The organism is Paenibacillus sp. OK003 (genome assembly GCF_900109515.1).
Lineage (GTDB): Bacteria > Bacillota > Bacilli > Paenibacillales > Paenibacillaceae > Paenibacillus > Paenibacillus marchantiae.
The window spans coordinates 107,406-129,378 of record NZ_FOBD01000019.1 but is presented as its reverse complement, the minus strand read 5'-3'; the positions used below and the strand labels follow the sequence as shown (position 1 = coordinate 129,378).

At 47.5% G+C, this 21,973-nt stretch carries 15 protein-coding genes; 4 read left to right on the top strand and 11 right to left on the bottom strand.

Going from position 1 to position 21,973, the window contains the following annotated elements:
- Positions 1–39 precede the first annotated feature (39 nt).
- From BMW94_RS24980 to BMW94_RS24965, 4 genes are all read right to left on the bottom strand, one after another.
- Entirely contained in the window at positions 40–1,374 is a 1,335-nt protein-coding gene (locus BMW94_RS24980; RefSeq protein ID WP_091001492.1) for an ABC transporter substrate-binding protein, read from the bottom strand.
- Positions 1,375–1,720: 346 nt separating this feature from the next.
- Complete coding sequence (locus tag BMW94_RS24975; RefSeq protein ID WP_091001491.1) at positions 1,721–3,973, bottom strand: glycoside hydrolase family 88/105 protein; 2,253 nt, start codon at positions 3,971–3,973, stop codon at positions 1,721–1,723.
- A gap of 256 nt (positions 3,974–4,229) precedes the next feature.
- Positions 4,230–5,804, bottom strand: a complete 1,575-nt coding sequence (locus tag BMW94_RS24970; protein WP_091001490.1) for an S-layer homology domain-containing protein — start codon at positions 5,802–5,804, stop codon at positions 4,230–4,232.
- A 311-nt stretch (positions 5,805–6,115) separates the two neighbouring features.
- Positions 6,116–6,934, bottom strand: coding sequence for an endonuclease/exonuclease/phosphatase family protein (locus BMW94_RS24965; protein WP_091001489.1), 819 nt, complete (start codon positions 6,932–6,934; stop codon positions 6,116–6,118).
- A 223-nt stretch (positions 6,935–7,157) separates the two neighbouring features.
- On the opposite strand from BMW94_RS24965, the gene BMW94_RS24960 reads away from it, so the two are divergent.
- Both BMW94_RS24960 and BMW94_RS24955 read left to right on the top strand, forming a co-directional pair.
- Positions 7,158–8,927 (top strand): SWIM zinc finger family protein, encoded by a 1,770-nt coding sequence (locus tag BMW94_RS24960; protein ID WP_175480848.1) that lies wholly within the window; start codon positions 7,158–7,160, stop codon positions 8,925–8,927.
- A gap of 5 nt (positions 8,928–8,932) precedes the next feature.
- A complete protein-coding gene (locus BMW94_RS24955; RefSeq protein WP_091001487.1) occupies positions 8,933–11,944 on the top strand; it encodes a DEAD/DEAH box helicase in 3,012 nt (1,003 codons plus the stop codon).
- A gap of 104 nt (positions 11,945–12,048) precedes the next feature.
- Here the strand turns inward: BMW94_RS24955 and BMW94_RS24950 are convergent, their stop codons facing one another.
- Both BMW94_RS24950 and BMW94_RS24945 read right to left on the bottom strand, forming a co-directional pair.
- Complete coding sequence (locus BMW94_RS24950) at positions 12,049–12,507, bottom strand: hypothetical protein (RefSeq protein WP_091001486.1); 459 nt, start codon at positions 12,505–12,507, stop codon at positions 12,049–12,051.
- Positions 12,508–12,678: 171 nt separating this feature from the next.
- A complete protein-coding gene (locus BMW94_RS24945) occupies positions 12,679–13,176 on the bottom strand; it encodes an effector binding domain-containing protein (protein ID WP_091001485.1) in 498 nt (165 codons plus the stop codon).
- 98 nt (positions 13,177–13,274) lie between these two features.
- On the opposite strand from BMW94_RS24945, the gene BMW94_RS24940 reads away from it, so the two are divergent.
- Positions 13,275–14,207 carry a helix-turn-helix transcriptional regulator gene (locus BMW94_RS24940; protein ID WP_091001484.1) on the top strand — a complete coding sequence of 311 codons (933 nt, stop codon included), beginning with the start codon at positions 13,275–13,277 and terminating at the stop codon, positions 14,205–14,207.
- 63 nt (positions 14,208–14,270) lie between these two features.
- Here the strand turns inward: BMW94_RS24940 and BMW94_RS24935 are convergent, their stop codons facing one another.
- The 4 genes from BMW94_RS24935 to BMW94_RS24920 all read right to left on the bottom strand — a co-directional run bounded on the left by BMW94_RS24935 (position 14,271) and on the right by BMW94_RS24920 (position 19,657).
- Positions 14,271–15,221, bottom strand: a complete 951-nt coding sequence (locus BMW94_RS24935) for a 2-keto-3-deoxygluconate permease (protein ID WP_091001483.1) — start codon at positions 15,219–15,221, stop codon at positions 14,271–14,273.
- Positions 15,222–15,227: 6 nt separating this feature from the next.
- Complete coding sequence (locus BMW94_RS24930) at positions 15,228–16,685, bottom strand: glycoside hydrolase family 1 protein (protein ID WP_091001482.1); 1,458 nt, start codon at positions 16,683–16,685, stop codon at positions 15,228–15,230.
- A gap of 75 nt (positions 16,686–16,760) precedes the next feature.
- Complete coding sequence (locus tag BMW94_RS24925) at positions 16,761–18,695, bottom strand: beta-glucoside-specific PTS transporter subunit IIABC (protein ID WP_091001481.1); 1,935 nt, start codon at positions 18,693–18,695, stop codon at positions 16,761–16,763.
- A gap of 137 nt (positions 18,696–18,832) precedes the next feature.
- On the bottom strand, positions 18,833–19,657 hold the full coding sequence (locus BMW94_RS24920) for a PRD domain-containing protein (RefSeq protein WP_091001480.1): 825 nt from the start codon (positions 19,655–19,657) through the stop codon (positions 18,833–18,835).
- Between the two features lie 322 nt (positions 19,658–19,979).
- On the opposite strand from BMW94_RS24920, the gene udk reads away from it, so the two are divergent.
- Entirely contained in the window at positions 19,980–20,612 is a 633-nt protein-coding gene (gene udk / locus BMW94_RS24915) for a uridine kinase (protein ID WP_063566443.1), read from the top strand.
- Between the two features lie 330 nt (positions 20,613–20,942).
- Here udk and BMW94_RS24910 read toward each other — a convergent pair whose 3' ends face one another.
- Positions 20,943–21,782: an AraC family transcriptional regulator gene (locus BMW94_RS24910; RefSeq protein WP_254790356.1), complete on the bottom strand. Its 840-nt coding sequence runs from the start codon at positions 21,780–21,782 to the stop codon at positions 20,943–20,945.
- Positions 21,783–21,973 lie beyond the last annotated feature (191 nt).

Genomic DNA, 21,973 nt, shown 5'->3' with positions numbered 1-21,973 from the left:
ACCTCCCCGCGGAATATGAAGTCTGGAACCGTTCAAGTGTTATTGACTTGATGCAAGTGTCGCCTTGGCCCCTTCAATGAACTGGGCAATCACATCCGGTGTGTTGCCTTGGCCAAAGGCAATCTGCTCGCTTGCACTCTTGAAGCTGGTATCCACTTCGGAAAATCCTTGCGGGTATGGCGGATCAATTTCACTGGAGTTTTTCGATACCACATCGATAAATTGGAAGATGGCTTGCTCCGCTTCTGGCAGCGTAGGCTGCATCTTCTCACGGATGCTGGCATTGACGGGTACTCCGCGCTCCGAGCCGAGAATGGCGGTAGCTTCAGGATCATTTACCATGAAGTCGATAAACATCGCCACTTCCTTCGGATGTTTTGTTTTGGCATAACCGGACAGGAACTGACCTGCTTTCAGGTATTCACCGATTTGCTTTTCATCCACACCGTGCGGAAGTACTTGTATTCCAAGCTTATGATCCTGGTTTTTGTTCACCTGCTGGAATGTCAGCAATTGGTTAGACCAGGCAAAATCCATGGCGGCTGTACCAAGCGAGATCGGGCGTGTCTCCAGTGCATTCGTAGTGGATGCCGTCACCTCTGCAGAGGTAGCACCCCCGTTCTCACGAAGCGCCCCCCACATGTCAAACCATTGCTGAAGCTCCTCGCTGGTTGCTGTCAACGTCCCGCCATCAAATAGCCCCTTGCCTGTTTGCCGGATAAATACCTCAAACATGTTGGTAGTTCCCGATACATCCGCCGAACCGTAGAAACCGTCACCCTTCTCTGCTGCAATCTTGGCCGCTATGTCGCTAAAATCCTTCCACGTCCAGCTTTCCTGCGGCTCCTCAATCCCAAGCTCCTGGAATACGGTCGCATCATAGATGACACCTGGGGCATTTACACCCAATGTAATGGCGTATAATTTATCGTCAATCGATCCGGCTTTGAGCATGCTCTTGTCATGGTCCTCCGTGCGCAGCTCTTTACTCTCTGCGTATGGGGTCAGGTCAAGCAATGCACCACGCCGGGCAAAATCGGTTAGAAAAGCGTAATCCATCTGTATGATATCCGGTGCATTTGAACCGGCTACCTGTGTGGTCAGCTTGTCAAAGTATCCGTCCCAACCGGAATATTCCGGCTTGATGGTAATGCCAGGGTGCTTCTCTTCAAACAGCTTAATCACTTTGGTCGTAAGATCGTGTCTAGTCTGTGATCCCCACCAGGTCATACGAAGTTCAATTTTGCCGGAAGTGTCCCCTTCTTCTCCTTCATTGGTTGAAGCAGACGGGGCTGATGATCCTCCGGAACAGGCTGTAGCGAACATTAATAGGGATAGGCAGAACAGGGTTACCCACTTTTTGGTATTCAACATGAATGAATTTCCTCCCCTTTTGCATTTGTGGAATCGCTTACAAAAACTATTGTAACGGCCTATGGCTGCTCATGACATAAACAAAAGTAAGCTTTCCTGTCAAAAAAGTAAGGGGTTGGGACAAGTGTCCATTCAATTGATATCGATATTCATAGTGATTAAATAACCACCAGAAATGATGCTCCCGGTGGTTATTCATCTATATAGCATTCTTCGTGCGGCGTAGTGTGCCTCACTCCATCTCAACGGTGGTCATCCAGACGTCTGCATTGAAACGTTAAAGTAGATATTAGATATCATGTAAGATTTTGATCAAGGTATCCATCCTGGAGTTTTACTGTCACTTTCAGGATTGCGTCACAGCAGTTGATGACACCTTAGGCTGGGCCAGATGTTTCTTCATCTTCGCTACTTCGGTTCCTGCCAGCATCATAATGCCAATACCGTGATTGTCATTCGTTACGGTGAGCAGGTCTTTATTGTAGTATTCTGCGGTAAAGGCATATCTCGACCCACTGCATACACCATGTACATTGCCCTGACGGTCAATCGCTTTACGGGTTAATCCTCTCCATGCCCGTTCAGCTGCTTCATAGTAACGCGCGGGTTGATTTAACCAGCCAAACCGCACTCCCCGTGCAAAACCATAAGCAAACATCGCTGTACAGGAGGCTTCCTGGTATGTTTCCGAATCATTCAATACCTGATGCCACAATCCGCCCTCTCCTTGCAGAGCTGCATATCCTTCACATAATTCATTAAAGAAGGCAGTTAAAGCCGGGCGCTCCGGGTGCTCTGCTGGCAAAGCTTCCAATACCTCAGACAGTGAAAAGAGCGTCCAACCATTTCCCCGTCCCCACGGAATCTGTGTCGCCTGTCCATATTTGAAATCATATACGTGGGACATGATCTTGAATTCAGGCATGAACAGATACTTCCGATACAATAAAAATTGTCTGGCCGCTTCGTCTAGTGCTGAATTATTTCCCGTCAATCGGGCATACCGCACAAGAAACGGAGTGCTCATATAAAGGTCGTCTGCCCACATCGTATTCTCGGCAAATTCACCGATACACTCGCGGTAAAATGCACCGTCCTCCTGTCGCTCCAACCGGGTCAGCATAAAATCTACAATCCGTTCGGCAATCGGCAAGAACGTCGGCTCCTGACATTCGGAGTAGGACTCCAGCATTGCGGAGCCAAAAGAGCCACAGTTATCCAGCATTTTCATCATAACCAGCTGCTGGTTAACCGCTGGAAAACCATACTGCTCCCGATCCCATAATGAGTACTCATCCATACGGGTACACGACTGCACATGTTCTGACGCATAACGGGAAATGTCAGGCCGCTGCAAATAACGTCCGGTCTGCAACAGACCATATACGGTGACACCTAATGGATAATCCCAGCGACCATAGTTGGTCACACTGCCTACGGTCCATTTGTTACTTAGCATTGCATTTTCATAATAGGGGCGTATCCACGCATCCGGTCTGTCCAGTCGCCAATATATGCGTTCCTTCCGTCCTTCAAACACCCGATCAGTGCGCATTAAATCCTGTAAATCAGGTTCGACGTTCTCCGATTCAAAAGGACCTAGATATAACCACGAATCTCCAGAAGCTCCGTGCACACGTTGGGGAAGCTCCAGTTCCAGCTGCTCTCCATTCCCTGTTGCGTTTATTACAAAATTCCATGGCTCAGCCGTATCGCTACATTCACTGCGAATCAACAGGTCGTTCCGTCCAAAAGATGCGGGAATGCTCACCTCGAACGAACCCGCTTCCTTCAATTGCACCGCCGATAGGCCGTTCAGCCATATATTCAGTGGCCCGGATGATTGACCAGACAAACGGATTGGGCCATCGCTTAAATCCCTGTTCATCAACCGTGTCCACGCATAGACTTGCTGACCAGGAAGATGTCCGTACATTCTCTCCAAAGACGGTTGCGTCTGCTTTTCCTCTGACCATTGCGCATCAGGCAGCCACTCCAGTCTGTGATCCTCTTCTGACCCGAGCAGATTCCATTCCGGATGACTGTCCTCCGAACTTACAGGTTTGGAATACACCCATCCGGCTTGTCCCTGTCTCTCCTGGAAAGGAGCAAGCACATTCAGAATTCGTACTTTCCCCTCGTCCGAGCCAAACTGGCATCCAAAGCCCGCAGGTGTATACTTCATCTCCAGCAGCAACATATTCCATCCCGGCTTTATGTCGATTCCCAGTTTCACAGTCGCGTCCAGGTTGATCTCATCCATGACCGTGGAGCGATATACCAATTGCTCGTTAAAATAGAAGCGAACCGGTCCATAACAGCGGATCAGCACATCCAGATTTCGATCTTCATCCCCCCATACCAGCGCTGCGGCATAAGAAATCTGACCTTTACGTGCATCAGGGAAACGTTTACTCAAATTCAGATCATACAGACCCTTCTCATTTTGCAAAATACCTGACTTCTGAAATACGCGATATACAAAATCAGCCTGCGCATTGGCGCCTATATACCTCTCAGCCAGCACCTTCAGCACCTGATCCTGATCTTCTCCGAATCGATAATACATGCTCTGCGGTTCACTGAAATACGTTGTCATTGAATGCCCACATTCCTCTCCAGATGGAATACTTAGGTATAGCGCTTAACCTTTGTGAGAAAATCCCTTTTTGGCGAACGTTTATAATCCTCGTTTATCTTTGGAACTGCCGAATAATAAACCAAGTATAACTGACCTGCTTCCCGGTGGCTACAAATTTTTGATTGCGCTTACAAATGATCCTTCATGTTCTCATTCTTACCCTAAGAAGACACCACGGACTACATAAATGTAGTCCGTCTCATCTAAATTCCATTTATCCGTAAATGACAAAGTGAACGATAAGTTTCTCGTTTTCTTCAGATACAGATTTGGTTAATCCTTCACCATCCGCATCTGCTCGAATGATAAAATCATTTTGACTTATATCATTATTACGCTTATCTAATAATACCAGAGTAATACGGGTATCAGCTTCCACAGTCACTTTAAGCTTAAGCGTATGACCATCATTGCTAATTTGGCTGCTATCGATCGTATAAGACTCACCATCAATTTCGTAAGAATCGTTTACGCTAAACTGAAAAGCGTTGGTCGAATACTCGATGGTACCATCCACAAAACTTTCCCCTACATTATAATAAAGAGAAAATGCAGGATTAACAGTTTGAACCTGGAGATATTTCGCTTTGGAGTTGTTCGAATCGAAACCATAATTACTAGACCTTATAGTTGGCACGGGTACTGGCTTATCCCCGTTCACAAGCGTAAAAGTAAATACATGCGCCGCATTTTTAGGAGACTCATTACCTGCTGAATCCTTGGCAGTAACCACAAATTTGTAGTCTCCTGGAGTCAAATTTTTCAACTTGGTAAGCGCAAGTGAACCATCCGATTTGCTTTTGGCAAGGGGAATTCCTTCGTCCAGTTCTCCTTCATCCACGACTCCATTTGTATTCACATCATTCCAGCTATAGAAAGTTACCCAGGCTCCCTCTTCACTGACCGCTCCAGAATCCCCCTGAACTTGATCCCAGGTTCCACTGTAATTATCGATAATGCTAAATTTGCTTACATCCACCGTTGGTGCTGTTGTATCCGCAGGTATAGATGGATTCATGTTCCCGCTGTCGCTACTTCCACCTGATGAGGACCCGCTATTATTCGAACTGGTAGATGGAGCCGGAGTAGGCACGGGCGTTGGTGTTACCTCTGGAGTTGGTGTTGGCGTAGGCACTGGTTCAGGTTGCGGACCTGTAGTTTCTTTTATCGTTTGCAGCAATCGAGAAGCCGTCAGTGCCGCAGCTTGACGATCGGCTTGCAACACGGGTTTAAACATGTTGTTTTGATCACCGATAATGTATCCAGCTTCGAGTGCCGCTCCAACCGCATCTTTTGCATATTCCGAAATATTTGCGCTATCCTTGAACGTTAACGAAGCAGCTTTGCCCGTTACGTCTGTTCCCTTCGCTCTCATCAGGGTTACGACCATATCCTGTCTGGATAATGTCTGACCACTCCCGAATTTTCCGCTTCCCATGCCTTTAAATATACCTGCTTGATATACCGCTTCAACAGAAGCATAGGCATAGCTGGTTACAGGTATATCTGTAAATGTCGGATTGGATGGAGCGTTATTGGTTACATCCAGCTTTAACGTCTTGGCAATCAGGATGGCAAAATCCTGTCTGGTGATCATACCGGACGGATTAAATCGACCATCACTGAATCCGGCAATAATCCCTTCGTTTTGCAACTCTACAATGGCATCCTTGGCGTAGGATTTATCGATATCGGTAAATGATACTGCGGCGTTAGCCTGTGTCGTCCACAAAGGTGTTGTCAACAAGGACGCCGCGAGAATCGAGCTGATGAAATGATTTTTTTTCAAAAGAATGCTCCTCCAGTATGAAGTAAGTTCGTGTCATTCCAACGCAAAATCCAATCGAGGATCTTCCTTAAATAATATGGACATGTACGATAATGCACATTATATAGAGAGGCTCTGAACCGATTCTGAACATATCGCCTATTTCGAGAACGTGGGGAGCAATGGTTTAGAAATTAAAAAACGTGAGTCTTTTGCATAACAGTCTGCCATAGGCTGAAAATAAAAGCCTCCAACTGCACTTTCCTCTAAGGAAGTGAGCGGAGGCTTTCGTTTCATTTTGATAAAAAATTGTATACAAGGCTGACCTAATGTTAAATTTCCACAGCTACGCCGTAATGGTCAGAGACCACAGGGCCGTTCTTTCCGTTGAGAACTACGGTTGAAGACTTCGCTTGTACCGGACGATTGGAGAAAATATAATCAATACGCAGATCGCGTTTGTTATCCGCCCAGCCGGCAATGGCTTTGACCACGGTTGCACCGTCATCCTTTTGCACAGCCGTCATGTACAGGTCATTCCAGCCCTTGCTCATCATATAATCGTAGCCTTCCCCACGTACTTCTGCGACATTATTGAAATCACCCATAATATACAGCGGCTGGTCCATATATGGAGCAAGCTTGCTCTCGGTTAGTTCCCACTGTCCCTTGAAAGGCTCTTGTTCATCATCCCACCAATTATAGTGTCCATTCACAAACCAGGTTGCTTCGCCTTGTACTTCAGTCTGAACACCTATAATTTTGCGTGTCCGGTAGTTGGCGTAATCCCGCATGTGGGATACATACTCTCCAAAAGCCTTTGTAATCGGCGTCCGGCTCAGGATTGCCAGCCCTTCATCGTATTTTTGGAAACCGACATGGGCGGGAATCCATGTCCAGTAATAGGTCTCGGTCAGTTGCGTAAGCAGAACGTAGGCGTAGTTGTCTTTTTTGATCACAGCATCAGATTCCGTGGCAAAGTAATGTTTCAGTTCCTCCGCGGACAGCGCTGCTTCTTGCATCGATTGATTAACCTCTTGCATGGAGATCACATCAAATTGGTGTGTATTGATAAAATCAGCCAGCTGACTGATCTTGTTCAGTTGGTCTTCTTCTGCCCAAGCGTGCGTATTTAAAGTAAGTATTTTCATATGCTCTCTCCTGTTGTTTAAAATTAAGCCGAATCCCGGCCTGCATCGTTCCTGAAAGGAATACATACGCTAAGCATACACAAGACGAGCCTATTATGCATGGTCCAAGTTCTCAGAACCGATGCACGGAGCACACGATAACTGATATGATGGATACATAAAATGAACACCATTACGTCAAGACGTGGTGATTACTGAACCTATGATTTCCCCAGGAGATGGAATGATGAACATACCTAATGACATGAACATGGATGATGCGCAGTGGCAACAGCTGATCAGGCAGGTCGCTGAATATTTTAACAACCTGACGATTATGCGCGGATTCCAATATTATAAACAGAAACGTGTCGGCCCATTAACCTACACCGAACAAAATGGAATTTTGGCTAAAGTACAAGGCTCAGATGATTATGAGGTAACGCTGAGTTTGCAATCGTTGAACACCAGTCACTGTACCTGTCCGGTTCGTTCTCATTGCAAACATATGATAGCCGTTCTAATGAGTTATGCGGAGCAACTGGGGCGACCTGTACACGGCATTGTGAACGCCCACTCCAGTACAGCACTGAAACAAGCTCCAAAATCTGCTGTTATAGCGGCTTCCGGACGTTCGGATTACGCAGCGCACGAAGAGGATCTCACTATCCCTGATAACCAGTATAGCCAGATCAAGGATCGCGCAACGGAACTTGCAGAACTTGAAATCACGGAGTGGCATGAGCTGTTTCGAGCATGCCTGAAACGACTCGGGATAGGCACGCCAAGTACATCATACGTGCAGGCCGCAGCGGACGAGCTCTATTCCATTAAACCTAAGCTGTCCGCTGGCATGGACCAGTTATTTGAACTGCATGTTCAGTTATACCTGATTCGCTTCTGTGTGCCTGGCCGCAATTCAATCACACATACACCGGTGTATCTGAGCTATCCTGCTCAACTTGCCGTGGATGCGCTCCAGAAAGGGTTGGAACAGATCTTTAGCCGTCCGTTGGATCTCTCCGGTCTGAAGGGCACGAAGCTTGAACAACTTTGGAACAGGCTTGAGGAAACCTCGGCTTACCTGCGTACGCAGATGATCTCCGAGACATCCAGCATGCTGTTCTTTACTCCGATTTATCGACAGCTTTGGTTAAGCTGGATTGTGCCTCATCTTCAGCAAAACCGGAAAACGCTGGAGTCAGAGCTGGCATTTGTACAGGAAATGGAGGACGGCCTGACTGCTGCTTCCAAACCCGCCAAACCTGGTGAAAGCGTGCTGAGCGTAGCGAATCTGACGGAAAACGGGCGCAATGCGCCGATTAAATCGGTCACGCTGCCCTTGCCGCTGGTATTGGCGCAGAGCTGGATGCATTTCCATTTGGGACAAGATGAACAGGCTTGGCAGCGGTTGATTAGCGGAGGCTCGGCATATGGAATCCCGCCGGAGCATCTGCTGCATTTTCTTCATGTGCTTGCAGATGCTTCGGACTGGAAACGGCTGGGCGAGTGGTTAGTACAGCTCGGACCTCTGCTCGCGAACCGACGGAACTCCCCTCTGAATGATTACATGCAGTTGTGGGACACCGCCATTCATCATCTGCCTGATGTAGAGCATCGTATGTGGGACACACTGGTCAGCATGCTGCCTCATTCCCGCCCGGCGTATGAGGAAGCGATGCATTCCCGGGGACAGTGGCGGCGGTGGATTGATTTTCAACTGAGCACGGAGACGGAGCCGCTTGAATTCCGGGTAGCGGTGCTTCAGCCGATTGAAAAGGATGCACCCGAGCTGCTATTACCTTTCTACCATCAGGCAGTGGATCGTTATATCGGGCACAAAAACAGGGATGGATACAAAGCAGCAGTGAAACTGTTGAAGCGTCTGTCCAAAATTTATAAAAAATTGAAGCAGGAAGAGCACTGGGAGCAGTTTATCACCACATTGGCTGTTCGCAACAGCCGACTGCGCGCCCTACAGGAAGAGCTTCGGAAAGGTAAGTTGATCTCATGAGCCTAATGCACCCTTACACCGAAACGATTGAGGTCCATGTTGCCTTGACAGGATACGGGGATGCCTTGTTTTATGGAGCGCTGAACACCCATCACTTTGTATCGGGACAATCGCTTAAGCAGCGATTATTTGCTTGGCATGCGCCTTCCTTTTACGGAACAGAACTGGAAACAAGACAGATTGAAGAGATTGAACTGGTCGTCCTGCCTGCGGAAGAAGTGATTCCTTTCTTCAGCGAAATGAACACCCTTCTGCACATTGAATGGAAATGGGACGAGCAGGCAGAGCATTTGATCCGGCTGGCTCCGGTACTTGCAGCATCGATTGAGAATCGTAAATACATCCCTAGCTTCACCACATTTCGTACCGGACAACTGCAATGGACCTGGGACACGGACAGCTTGAAAAAGCAGGATCGCACCGCTCTTGGCAAAGCTCTGGAACAAACGGATGAGAGCTACGCCGAAGGACTGAGTGCTGCCTATTCGGCTTCTGTGTTCCAACGATGGTACAGTACAGAAGAAGCGGCCACTGATCTGCGGAGAGAATTCCCGCAGTTGTTTCCAAAAAGCGAAACGACTCCGCAAACGGCTGGCATGGATGCCCAATCCTGGCTCGTGTCCATCGGCTGGAAAGCAGACGCAGCCCCATTCCGTCCGCTCCTGCAATTGCTGGAGCCGGAAGAAGATGAACCGGCTTGGCGGCTACGGCTGGTATTGCAGAACAAACTGGATGCAGCTGTTCTGGTTCCGGTGCGACTTGATTCACGTGGCCGGCTGGAAGGTGAATGGCCAGATGTATGGACACCGTTCATCCTTGATCGTTCGGCAGGATGGCTTGAGCAGCTGCGTGCACATCTGCCCCGAATTCGCCGCGCTATCAGCGGCAGTCGGGATGTGCTCAGTGATCCATTGGGAGATCAGGATGCTTGGCTGTTCCTGACGCAAGACAGCGGGCGACTGCTTGAAGCTGGCTGGCAAGTGCTGCTTCCGGGTTGGTGGGAAGCTGCACGCAAGAAGAAACCCAAGCTGCGTGCCAAGGTGAAACCGGAGGAAGGCAGTGAACGGGGACAGTCGTTCTTTGGACTGGACTCGATCATTCATTTTGACTGGCGTATTGCGATTGGGGATACGGATCTCAGCGAGGAAGAATTCGCTGATCTCGTGGCCCGTAATGAGCGGCTGGTCCGCTTCCGTGGAGAGTGGGTTCCCCTCGATCCAGCCTTGCTTGAGCAGATCCGCCGGGCCATGGGCGGTGTGGATCAGGAACAAGGGCTGTCTTTTCAGGATATTCTGCACCTGCATCTACTTCATAATGAGCAGCGGGAATATCGCAACCAGAAACGCAAGGAAGGACAGGAAGAAGAAGAACAGCCACAATCCAACGAGAACATTCGACTTGAGGTGGAGCTGAACGAACACCTGAACCGGGTAATTGCACAGCTTGGCGGTGGGCAAGGCGGCGCTCCTTCCCTGCCTATTCCGGAAGGGTTGCATGCTGAGCTGCGTTCTTATCAAAAGGAAGGTTTCGCTTGGCTTGGATTCCTGCGGAGATTTGGTCTCGGGGCTTGTCTTGCGGATGACATGGGACTGGGAAAAACGATACAGTTCATTACGTATTTACTTCATCTCAAAGAGCATGAGCAGCGCTTGCCTGGACAGGCCCCAGCCCTTCTCGTCTGCCCCACTTCCGTATTGGGGAACTGGCAAAAAGAAATCAGCCGCTTCGCGCCTTCGATTAACGTCAGTTTGCATTACGGAGCACGAAGACTGAGCGGAGAAGAGTTCCGGGAACAGACGGAACAGGTCGATATCATCATTACCTCCTATGCAACAGCTACTCTGGATCAAGAGATGTTGCAGTCCTATACGTGGGCATCGATCTGTCTGGATGAGGCGCAAAATATTAAAAATGCCCAAACGAAGCAGTCCATGGCGGTACGCAGTTTCCCGGCTAAACACCGTATTGCACTGACTGGTACGCCGATTGAAAATCGGCTGTCCGAGCTGTGGTCGATCTATGACTTTATCAATCCCGGCTATCTGGGCAGCGCACGGGCATTCCAGACTCGCTTTATCAGTGCGATCGAGAAGGATAAGGACGAGCAGCGCATGCAGGATTTGCAGCAGCTCGTGAAGCCATTCATGCTGCGCCGCAAGAAGAAAGATCCGAATATTCAACTCGATCTGCCGGACAAAAATGAGATGAAAACCTACATTCACCTTACGGGTGAACAAAGTGCACTATATGATCAGTCCGTTCAGGAACTGATGGACAAAATGAAAGAGCTGGAAGGCATCAAGCGCAAAGGTGCGATCCTGTCTGCCTTAACTCAGCTCAAGCAGTTGTGTGATCATCCCCTGCTGCTGACCAAAGAAGCCTTGCCGGAAACGATCTCCTCGGAAGGCTCTGTAACAGAGTATGACGTGTACAGTCCGCAGGACATGGCCATGCTGATCAGCCGCTCCGCAAAGCTGGAGCGACTGATGGAACTGGTCCGTGAACTACGGGATGAGGGCGAACGGTGCCTGATTTTCACACAATACATCGGTATGGGACAGATGCTGCAGCAGGTGTTAAGACAGGAGTTGCAGGAGCCTGTGCTGTATCTGCATGGGGGTACGTCCAAGACAGCCAGGGATCGCATGATTGACGAGTTCCAGTCTCGGACGCTGCCTGTCGCAGAGCAGCCGTCGGTCTTTATTCTGTCCATCAAAGCAGGCGGCGTGGGATTGAACCTCACTGCAGCGAATCATGTATTCCACTTTGACCGCTGGTGGAACCCTGCCGTGGAAAATCAGGCTACAGACCGTGCCTATCGGATGGGACAGACAAAGGATGTTCAGGTACACAAGTTCATCTCGCTGGGCACACTTGAAGAACGCATTGACGAGATGCTGGAGAGCAAGCAGCAGCTCAGCGACAATATTATCACCAGCTCTGAAAACTGGATTACCGAGCTGTCGACGGATGAGCTGAAGGATTTGTTCACACGGCGCCGTGACTGGTCGGGTTAACTCCAGACTGGGTTGTTGCAACATGCGTAACCTTGTAAATAGAAGAATACAAAAAGAGCGAAGTATCGGAAATGAATTCCGTCTTCGCTCTTTTTTTACATTTTCTAGCGCATGTTTCCGATGATGGACGATCTTGAATCCTGCATTTTCTTAATGAAGTTGGTCATCACATCAAAAGCTTCATTGCGTTTGTTAGTCATAGACTGCAAACGCAGCATATCCATCTGTAGTGAATTGCTCATCGCATCAATTTGGCTCTTCAGCTTTTGAGCTTGGACAGTATCCCCATTCTGATTAGCTACCTGCAATTGTGCGTTCAGCTCTGCAATCGCTTGATTGCGATTTTGAACTTCTTGAATTTGTGCCTGTAATTGGATATCCAGCAATTTCGTGCGTTCTTGCTGAACCATCATCAAAGCGGTTTCAATGTCCATGCTGCTCAAATTAATGCTTGAGACAGAAGGTACCGTAGATACACTTGCTGCAGAAGCAGAAGTTACGACGGATACAGCTGCAATGGCAGCAATAACTGTGGAAGAAATGACTTTGCTTGATTTTTTCATAACGTACACCTCCTTTTATATTTGTAGATACCCCCCCCATTAACTGGCATCTTTCGACATCATATATCGAAGGTCCTAGATCCTACAACCTATAATTGCGAAGTTGAGACTAAATTGATACAGGTGGAGTCTCCAAAGCTTTTCCATACAAGCAATACCCTGTGTACTGGCTTAAGTGGCCTTCCGTTTCTGAACAGGCACCCATACTTCCACTTCGGCGTCCATTGGATTTCCATTGAGCAACACTTCTGCAATCGGTCCCCCGGAATATTCAAACTCATAGTCATACTTCTCAGTTAAAAGGGAGCCAAATGCCTGATTTTCCAGCTTATCAAATGCCAAACGGGATAAACCACCGCTTCCTGACAAGATTAAATACTCGCCTGTTGGAAAAAGGACTTCGTCTGTATGTTCAGGCAGAGGCTTGGAGGATTGAACACCCGCATAATAATGGACATGGCCATCTTCTATGGCTACTGCGGCGTACCCATATGGACTTTCCGAATAAGGACGAAGACTCGCCATTTGCCCATTATCCAATACACTTTTGAAAAAAGTTGTCTTCTTGCTTGAATATTGTGGAGTGTGGATACTGCTTCCCTCGTCTAAAAGGGTTTTAAAGCTGATGATACGAAAGGACTGCTTCTTCTCAACCTTATAATTGTTCATAATTATTGCCTCCTGGTTGTACTTGAATTTGGTTTACGAACCAAGCATAATCTATCAACTGTGACATCTGTATGGCATACTTAAATCGGAGGTGGGTTATGAAGATTGATCGCTTACTTGCTTTGATTATGATTTTATTGGAGCGAGAGGTGGTTAGTGCGCGGGAATTGGCCGAACGTCTTGAAGTGAGCAGACGAACCATCTATCGAGATATTGATACGTTAACCTTTGCCGGATTGCCCATTTTTACGCATCAGGGAGCGATGGGCGGCGTGGGTCTGATGAAAGCCTATAAAATGGACAAGCTGTTATTTACACCACATGATATACAGACCTTGTTGACCAGTTTGAAAAGCTATAAACAGCTGTTTGACCATAATGAAATTGTTTTCGTCTTGGAGAAATTGAATGCGATCCATCGCGGGAGTGATACTGGTATTAAGGCAGGACGGTTCGCAGTGGATTTATCGTTAAATCAGGGGAATGAATCACTCCGCAATTTGCTTAGCTATATGGAGACCGCGATGAATGAACAGCGATATCTGGTCTTTGATTATGGGGATCGGGACGGGAAAATCAGCTCCCGAACGGTTGAGCCATATCAGATCGTCTTCAAGGAGAGCAGTTGGTATTTGCAAAGCTACTGTGTCGATCGGGAAGATTTCCGCATATTCAAATTAGCGCGTATGAGCAGCCTTCAGGTATCCGAGGACGGATATGTGCCAAGAGACTTCACCCCATTACCGATGGATGGAGCCGGATGGATGAGTCAAGACTGGGTGGAAGTAAAGATTCGTGTTCATCGTTCAGTCATTGATAAAGTAATTGAGCGTTTCGGGGAAGCGCATATCCTTCATATGGGAGAAGAAACCTGTCTAGCGACATATCCCATTATTAAAAATACATTCGGATACGACAAATTACTTGCATTGGGAGATAAATGTGAAGTGATTGAACCCATTGAAGTGCGGAAGGAATTTCAAGATTACGTTCGTCGCATTCTTGGACAATATGATCATCAAGGAGAATAGATGCACTATAACAAAACCAGCACGCTGTCCATTGAGAATGACAAACGTGCTGGTCGTTTTGTTTTATTTTCCAGGCTCCCTTACAGCCCCCGGTTTAGCCAACCTCCTCACGATATACGGAATCAGAATGGAAGTCAGAATAACCGCAAAAGCAATCTGGGCAATCGCCGTCTCCACATAAGGTTCATATACCGGGTTAAATCCGGCGGCCATTGAGGGTACTACCATCGACAGACCAGCAACCGAACATGTCGCTGCCGCTGCATAACCCGGACGTTTGAGCAGCGCACGATCAATTCCGATGAGAGGAAGCATACAGATGATCAGAAACAGCACAGTCACCAGCAAACCGGATAAGCTCGACTGAAATGCAATGCGCAAATTGATATTAGACCCGAAGCTTGTACCAAGAAAAGGCAGCAGAATCAATGTTCCCGGAGCGAACATCTTCTGAATATTGCTGTCCAGATTACCCAACAGAATACCAATCAGAAAAGGCACCAGTGTAGCAAGAACACTGAGATAATCCATGCCAACACCACTTGCCGAATTCAATATCATGACCGGAATGACGGGAACAGCAATCAGATTCAAAATGCCAAATGCAGCTCGATCTACATCATCGCCATAGGAATTCATCAATGCCAGATATAGGCCCGGATTGCAGCTGGTCAGAACGGCTATGAATGCTACCGCAGAGACACCACCAATTCCACCTATGCCAAAAAAGTGTACAAACGCCCAGCCGAATATACAGCTGATGATTATGCGGGAAATGCAGAGCACACCTGCTCTCTTCAATGTCGTCAGGAGCTGAGACAGGTTCAATTGTGTTCCGGACACCAGCAGGATCATGCCAATGAGCACCATCGTGCCTTTTGAGGTGAACAGTGCCGTTGTTGGATCACCGATCTGAAAGAAGGCCGGAAACAGGGTGTTGATGACAGCAGCGAGCAGCATGGGGACAATTAGCAAGCCGCCAGGAATTTTTTTGACACGCCCCAGAATATTCATCTTGGCTTACAGCTGCTCTCCATTGGTTTGGATCACATTCTGATACCAGAAGAACGAATCTTTACGATATCTTTTCATTGAACCATTGCCATAGTCGTCCTGATCGACATAGATGAACCCGTAACGTTTACTCATCTCGGAAGTACCCGAACTGATCATATCGATCGGTCCCCACATCGTGTATCCCAGCACCTCCACACCATCAGCAATGGCCAGCCCCATCTGTTCAATGTGTTTGCTCAGGAAGTCGATTCGATAAGGATCGTTGACGCTTCCATCCTCATTCAACTTGTCGTAGAAGCCCGAACTGTTCTCAAGAATAAATACAGGCTTTTTATAGCGGTCATAGACCAGATTAAGCGTATACCGCAGCCCAACTGGATCGATCTGCCAGCCCCATTCGTTTGCAGGCAAATGCGGGTTTTTGTAGACGCTGTGTACATTTCCGGCTGTTAATTCAAGCTGTTCAGTATCACTGCTGGAGATCATGGAATTGTAATACGACATACCAACGAAATCAGCCGTGTTCGCCCGAATGCTATCGAGATCACCGTCTTCGATGTTGATGGTAATGCCTTTATTTTTGAAATAAGTCTTGCCATAGTACGGATATTCCCCTTGATTCAATACATCCAGGAAGAACTGGTTTTTCATCTGATCATCCTGCTGCATTTGGAGCGCATCCTCCGGCTTGCACGTATATGGATACGTTGTGAAATAGGCCACCATACTTCCGATTTTATTCTCCGGATCGATCTCGTGGGCCATTTTGGTCGCTCTGGATGCCGCCACAAATTGGTGGTGCAGACCCTGGAATAACATCTCTTCAAAATTCGGCTTGTCATATTCAATAATGCCCAGCGTCTTCGCTCCTGCTTTTACGCTCATGTTGATCTCGTTAAATGTGATCCAATACTTCACTTTCCCTTTGTACCGATTAAACAGCACATCACAGTAATTCACATACAAATCAATCAGCTTGCGGTTGTACCATCCACCAAACTTGTCAATTAACACGATGGGCATATCAAAATGACTGATCGTAATCAGAGGTTCCATGCCATGCTTCAGACACTCATCAATCACTTGGTCGTAGAACTGAAGTGCCTTCTCGTTCGGAGCAGCGTCATCCCCGTTCGGGAATACTCTGGCCCATGAGACGGAATAGCGGAATACCTTGAAGCCCATCTCGGCGAATAACGCAATGTCCTCTCTAAACGTATGGTAAAAGTCGATGCCCCGGCGCTTCGGATATTTTACGGTATCGGGGTCATTTTTCGCTTCCTCAATCATCTCCCGATTGATTCGGATCTGCTTGGTCACCTTGCGATCGTTCTTCTCGTTAAACTTCATCACTTCCGGTATGGTCAGGCTCTTGCCATCCACATTGTAAGCTCCTTCTGCCTGACAGGCTGAAAGCGCCCCGCCCCATAAGAAATCTTTTGGAAAAGTTGAATTTGTCATTTGGGTTTCCTCCTGTTATTCGGTCTACCTTTATTTAGTTTGGATCAGAAATGCAGTAGCAGTAGCACTAGCGCATCACGGTATCAGCTTGATCAATGCTTCGCTTTCTCGAACGGATCCACTATTAGCTGTGGTCAAGACGTCTCCATACTGCTGCATATTGGTTACGACAATGGATGTAATCGTGTTATATCCCGCTGAAGTGATGCCTTCCGGATCAAACTCTACTAATAAATCCCCTGCCTTGATGCTCTCTCCTTGTTCGATATGGGCGCTAAAATATTTCCCTTTCAGGCTGACGGTGTCCACGCCAATATGAATCAGAATTTCCACACCGTTTGCTGCCTTGAGCCCAATGGCATGTTTGGTACGATATAACGCTTCAACTACCCCGTCAAAAGGAGCGTACACTTTGCCTTCTGTCGGAACAATGGCAATGCCTTTACCCATCAGCTCCTGGGCGAATGCCTGATCCTCAACCTCTGAGATCGGTCTGATCTCCCCCGTCATTGGACTGACAATTAGCATATCGGAGGAAGATGCCGATGCCTGCGGTGAGTCTTGTGCTGCTGTCACTCCTGTTGCAGCAGCATTCTGAATGCTGTTTACCGTAACTATTTCCTGATGCTTCGGTTTTGCTCCATCCGCATCTTCCTTGATACCCGCCATCAGGGTGAATACAAAGCCGAGTACGATTGCAGCAACAGAGCCAATCACGACATAGATGTAACGGTCAGCAGTATACGTCCCCAAAGCGAGGATGCCGGGCAATGAAATTGCTGTAGCACTGGCGTGAACCAGACTGTAAAATCCTCCGACCAGTCCGGCTGCTGCACAGCCCGCAAAGAATGGCCGCTTATATCGCAGCGTAACCCCGTAGATAGCAGGTTCAGTGATTCCGAACAATGCCGTGAAGCCGCTTGATCCGGCGGCAGATTTCATCGTTTTACTCTTCGTCAGTACAAATACACCGAATGCCGCTCCCGCTTGGGCCAGGTTCGCCGCCAGTGCAGCTGGCAGCAGCACAGTTGAACCCAGGCTTGCCACCTGTTGTACCTGAATGGGCATGAGTGCATAGTGCATACCGAACATAACCATGATCGGTTTGAAAAATCCGAGAATCAGACCGGCAAGAACGCCTGCTGTGGAGAACAGATAATTAATTCCCTGGGTAAGCCAGTCACCGACATAGGAACCGATAGGTCCAAGTACGATGAGTTCGAGCGGAATCATGATAAATAAAACCACCATCGGGGTAAGCAGCACCCGTAGAAACTTCGGTATGAACTGATCGACAAATCTGTACACATAGCTCATAATCCATACGGCCAGTATGATGGGAATGACCGAGGATGAATACTTCATCAGCAGGATCGGCATCCCAAGAAAATCAATAGTATTGACGCCTGTATCGGCGATCTGGGCAGCTGCATTCAAAATGGTTGGATGCATCAGTCCGGCTGCAAGCGCGACTGCGAGATATGGATTGGTTTTGAACTTGTGAGCTGCGCTCACGGCCAGGAAGAAAGGCAGGAAGTAGAAGATCAGATCGCCAATCATGTTGACGATGACCAAGAATCCCGAGCCTTCGAGCCAACCCAATGCAGCGATTACTGTAGCCACACATTTGATCATCCCGCAGCCAACGAGGGCTGGAAGTACGGGCGTGAATATGCCTGCAATTGTCTCCAGCACTACATTGACCGGGTTACGTTTCTTCTTCGGTCCGCTGCGATCTGCGGATTCGTCCACTTCACCAAATTGGTCTGAAGTCAGACTCTTCACTTCACCGTATACTGCATCTACCTTGGCACCAATAACGACCTGGACCTGTCCCCCGGAATTCTGTGCCTTGAGTACACCCTCCAGCTGATCCAGCGTTTTTAAATCTGCTTTGGCATCATCTTTTAATACAAATCTCAACCGGGTTGCGCAATGTGTCAGACCCGAGATATTTTGCTCGCCGCCAACAAGTTCAAGTATGTTTTTAGCCAAGTCTTTGTTGTTCATGACCCTTCTCCTTTATACAGAAAGATAAAATGGTTTGATTTTTATATAAAAAATGACCAAGCCGGGGAATCGTCATTCCCTACGCTTGGTCATGCCTGATCGAATCAGTAACAGTCCATTGTGTAATATTCGATTGTTTAGTTGGATATAAGTCGTTGGATATGAAGAATCAGATATAATTTTTCATCATCGGAACAGGTCCAGCCATAGTTATTTTTCAGGAAATCCGCGATCTTCTCCACACACGCCAGTTCCTTCGGAAACTTCTCCTTCACCATCAGGAACAGGGACTCGTTCTCATCCTTGAGCGATTTGCCGCTCATTTGCCGCATAATGAAGTACCGTATATGTGTCGCAAACCTCATAAAATGAATGGAGTCTTCCTGAAAATCAATCTTGAGCGCGTACTTGATCACGGATAGGATCTCACCCGTTACTGTGGTCACCTTGGTCGTGTCCGTCATTTCCCCCGAACCGACCTGTGCGTTGACAAAGTGAAGTGCCATTAGTGTCGTTTCTGCTGCTGGCAAGGTTAACCCCGTTTGTTCATGGATCAGCTTCAGTGCTGCCTCTCCCACCCGAGTCTCATCGGGGTACAGTGTCCGCACTTCCCATTCCAGTGGATTTTTGATACTGATACCTTCTCTGGTTCGGGTTAATGCAAAACTGATATGATCAGACAGGGTGAGAAGCAGATTCGGGTTAAACGTTTTATTCAGGATCTGACTGCCGAGCTTGATGACTTCCTCCGCGAGATAAATATCCTCAATGGGAATACTATTTAACAGGTCATACATGCGAATATTTTTGGGAGCCACAAAGATTTTCTCCACCAAATCCGTCTCCGTCAGCTCATATGGCGTTTTTAGAAATCCTACCCCTTTGCCCACCACGAATACTTCTTCGTTATGTTCATTAATGGCAATGGCCACATTATTATTCACTTTCTTAATAACCTTCATCGTTCTCACCCCCCGACAAAATAAAAAAAGACCGAAAGCGATTACAGTTAAATAATCGAATTCGGTCATGCCTGGTTTCCCCAGTAACAGTCCGTGTTATGAATATATGTATTATTATAGGCCTGTTCACCAGAATGTCAATCCTCCTTTATCAGGGAATAGATGGCTGTTCAAGCCAGGTGAAAAAAGTGAGTTGCTGTGCTACAATAGAGAAATTGTGCATTCACAGACAGACATGTGGGTAAGGACTTGAATCTATCCCGATTCATCCATTATTTATCCATAACCATGCTGCCATTCTAGGGAGGTTTATGGAACAATCATGCTCATTATTGGTATCGCCGGAGGAACCGGCTCCGGTAAAACGACGGTAGCTCGCTCCGTCATAGACCGTCTTGGATCGGGCAAAGTGACTTTCATATCCCAGGACAACTATTACAAAGACCAGTCGCAGCTCACCCCTGAGCAACGTCGACTCACCAATTACGATCATCCGTTTGCATTCGATAATGATCTGTTAATTGAGCATCTTACCCTGTTAAAACAAGGACAAACGGCATATGCTCCCGTATATGACTTCACCATAGATAACCGTGCCGCTGATGAAACGGTTGAACTGGCACCGAACCATATCGTTATTGTGGAAGGACTGCATGTCCTGATCGATGAACATCTGCGTGCCCTTCTGGATATCAAGGTATTTGTTGATACGGATTCCGACGTACGTATTCTGCGCAGAGTACTGCGGGATATGGAAGAACGCGGCCGTACGATTCAATCCGTGTACAAACAATATCTCGAAACCGTCAAACCGATGCATGATGCTTTTATCGAGCCTTCCAAAAAGTATGCAGACATCATCATTCCCGAAGGTGGACATAATGAAGTCGGCATTCAGATGTTATCCATCCTGACTGAGAAATATCTGACCGGTGAAAAGTGGAATGGCGCATAATGTAACATGATGTTGCTGCATTAGGCGTTATGCCCTGCTCACGTCTGAGTGAGACAAAAACGGGCATCGCTCATACAATATCACCACTAAAATCCAGGTTGCGATCAGCGCAATCTGGATTTTTTGGTTATTTCTATTTTATAATGGACTCCATAGCTGAAAGGAGACAGTATTGTTAACCCCAGACCAGACCTTACCGAACGGAACGCCAATTGCCTGATTTTTTTATCATATCGCTATTCCTGACTTTGCACTTTAAAGCATAAGGCTATGAATCTTCGGATTTGTGGCCTTTTTTTGCATTTTTCCATGTTCCCAGCATAATGAAAACTATTCTCCCTGTTCCATGCTTCTCGACCCTTTTGGAGACACACCCGTCACTCGCTTAAACATCTTGGAAAATAGTAATGGATCTGTATACCCCACAGAGTGGGCCACTTCACTAACCGACAGGGCCGAATGCTGCAGCAGTTCAGCTGCACGATTCATCCGGTATTCGAGAAAGAAAGCTTGTAATGACTTGCCGTACCTCTCCTTAAAAAGCCCTGACAGATATGTGCGATCCAAGCCTACAGCTCGGGCAATATCTAGAATTAAAGTTCTCTGACTATACCTGTTCTCCATAAATTGAACGGCCTGCCTGATGTATTCCTCTTTGGTGGACAGAGGCCGCTGCAGCTGCTCTCCTGCGGGAGAAGATGCAATCAGCTCGGCGATCAGCCTGTACAGCAGGCTCTGGTTGAACACATCTCCCCCGGTACGTGTTGATGCTTGAACCATCTCCGCATAGAGACGAGCGAATGTGTCTGGATCGCTGGCATCAAATACAGGATGTTCCGGACTGATGTGTGCCCGCTGCATGAATGCCTTGGCATGAACACCTTTGAACCCGAACCATGAATAAGTCCATGGCTGCTTCGCATCTGCTTCATAATGAATAAGCGTATCCGGAAGAATCACAAAGCCTTGACCCTGTGTAAGCTCGTATTGCTGATCCGCCATAAACACAGTGCCCCGGCCTTCATGAATGTAATGAACAATATAGGCATCCCGAACACCCGGACCCCAATAATGCGACGGATCACATGCCTGCCAACCGAAAAATAACAATACCAATTCCATCTGCGTCAAATCCATAGGAACCACGTTCGTTTCGATTAATTTCAACATTCCACACTCCCTCCGTTCACCACAACAGGCAATCTCTTCACTAAAATTATAACAGGTAAATAGATGAATTATTAGCTGTAAGCGAATCCAAAAATGGGATTATGCCATGTTTCAGAGAGGTTGAGCCATAGTTATATAAGCCCAATCCGCCTATATTGGAGGTACACCATTTATTCAGGGAGGCTGAACTT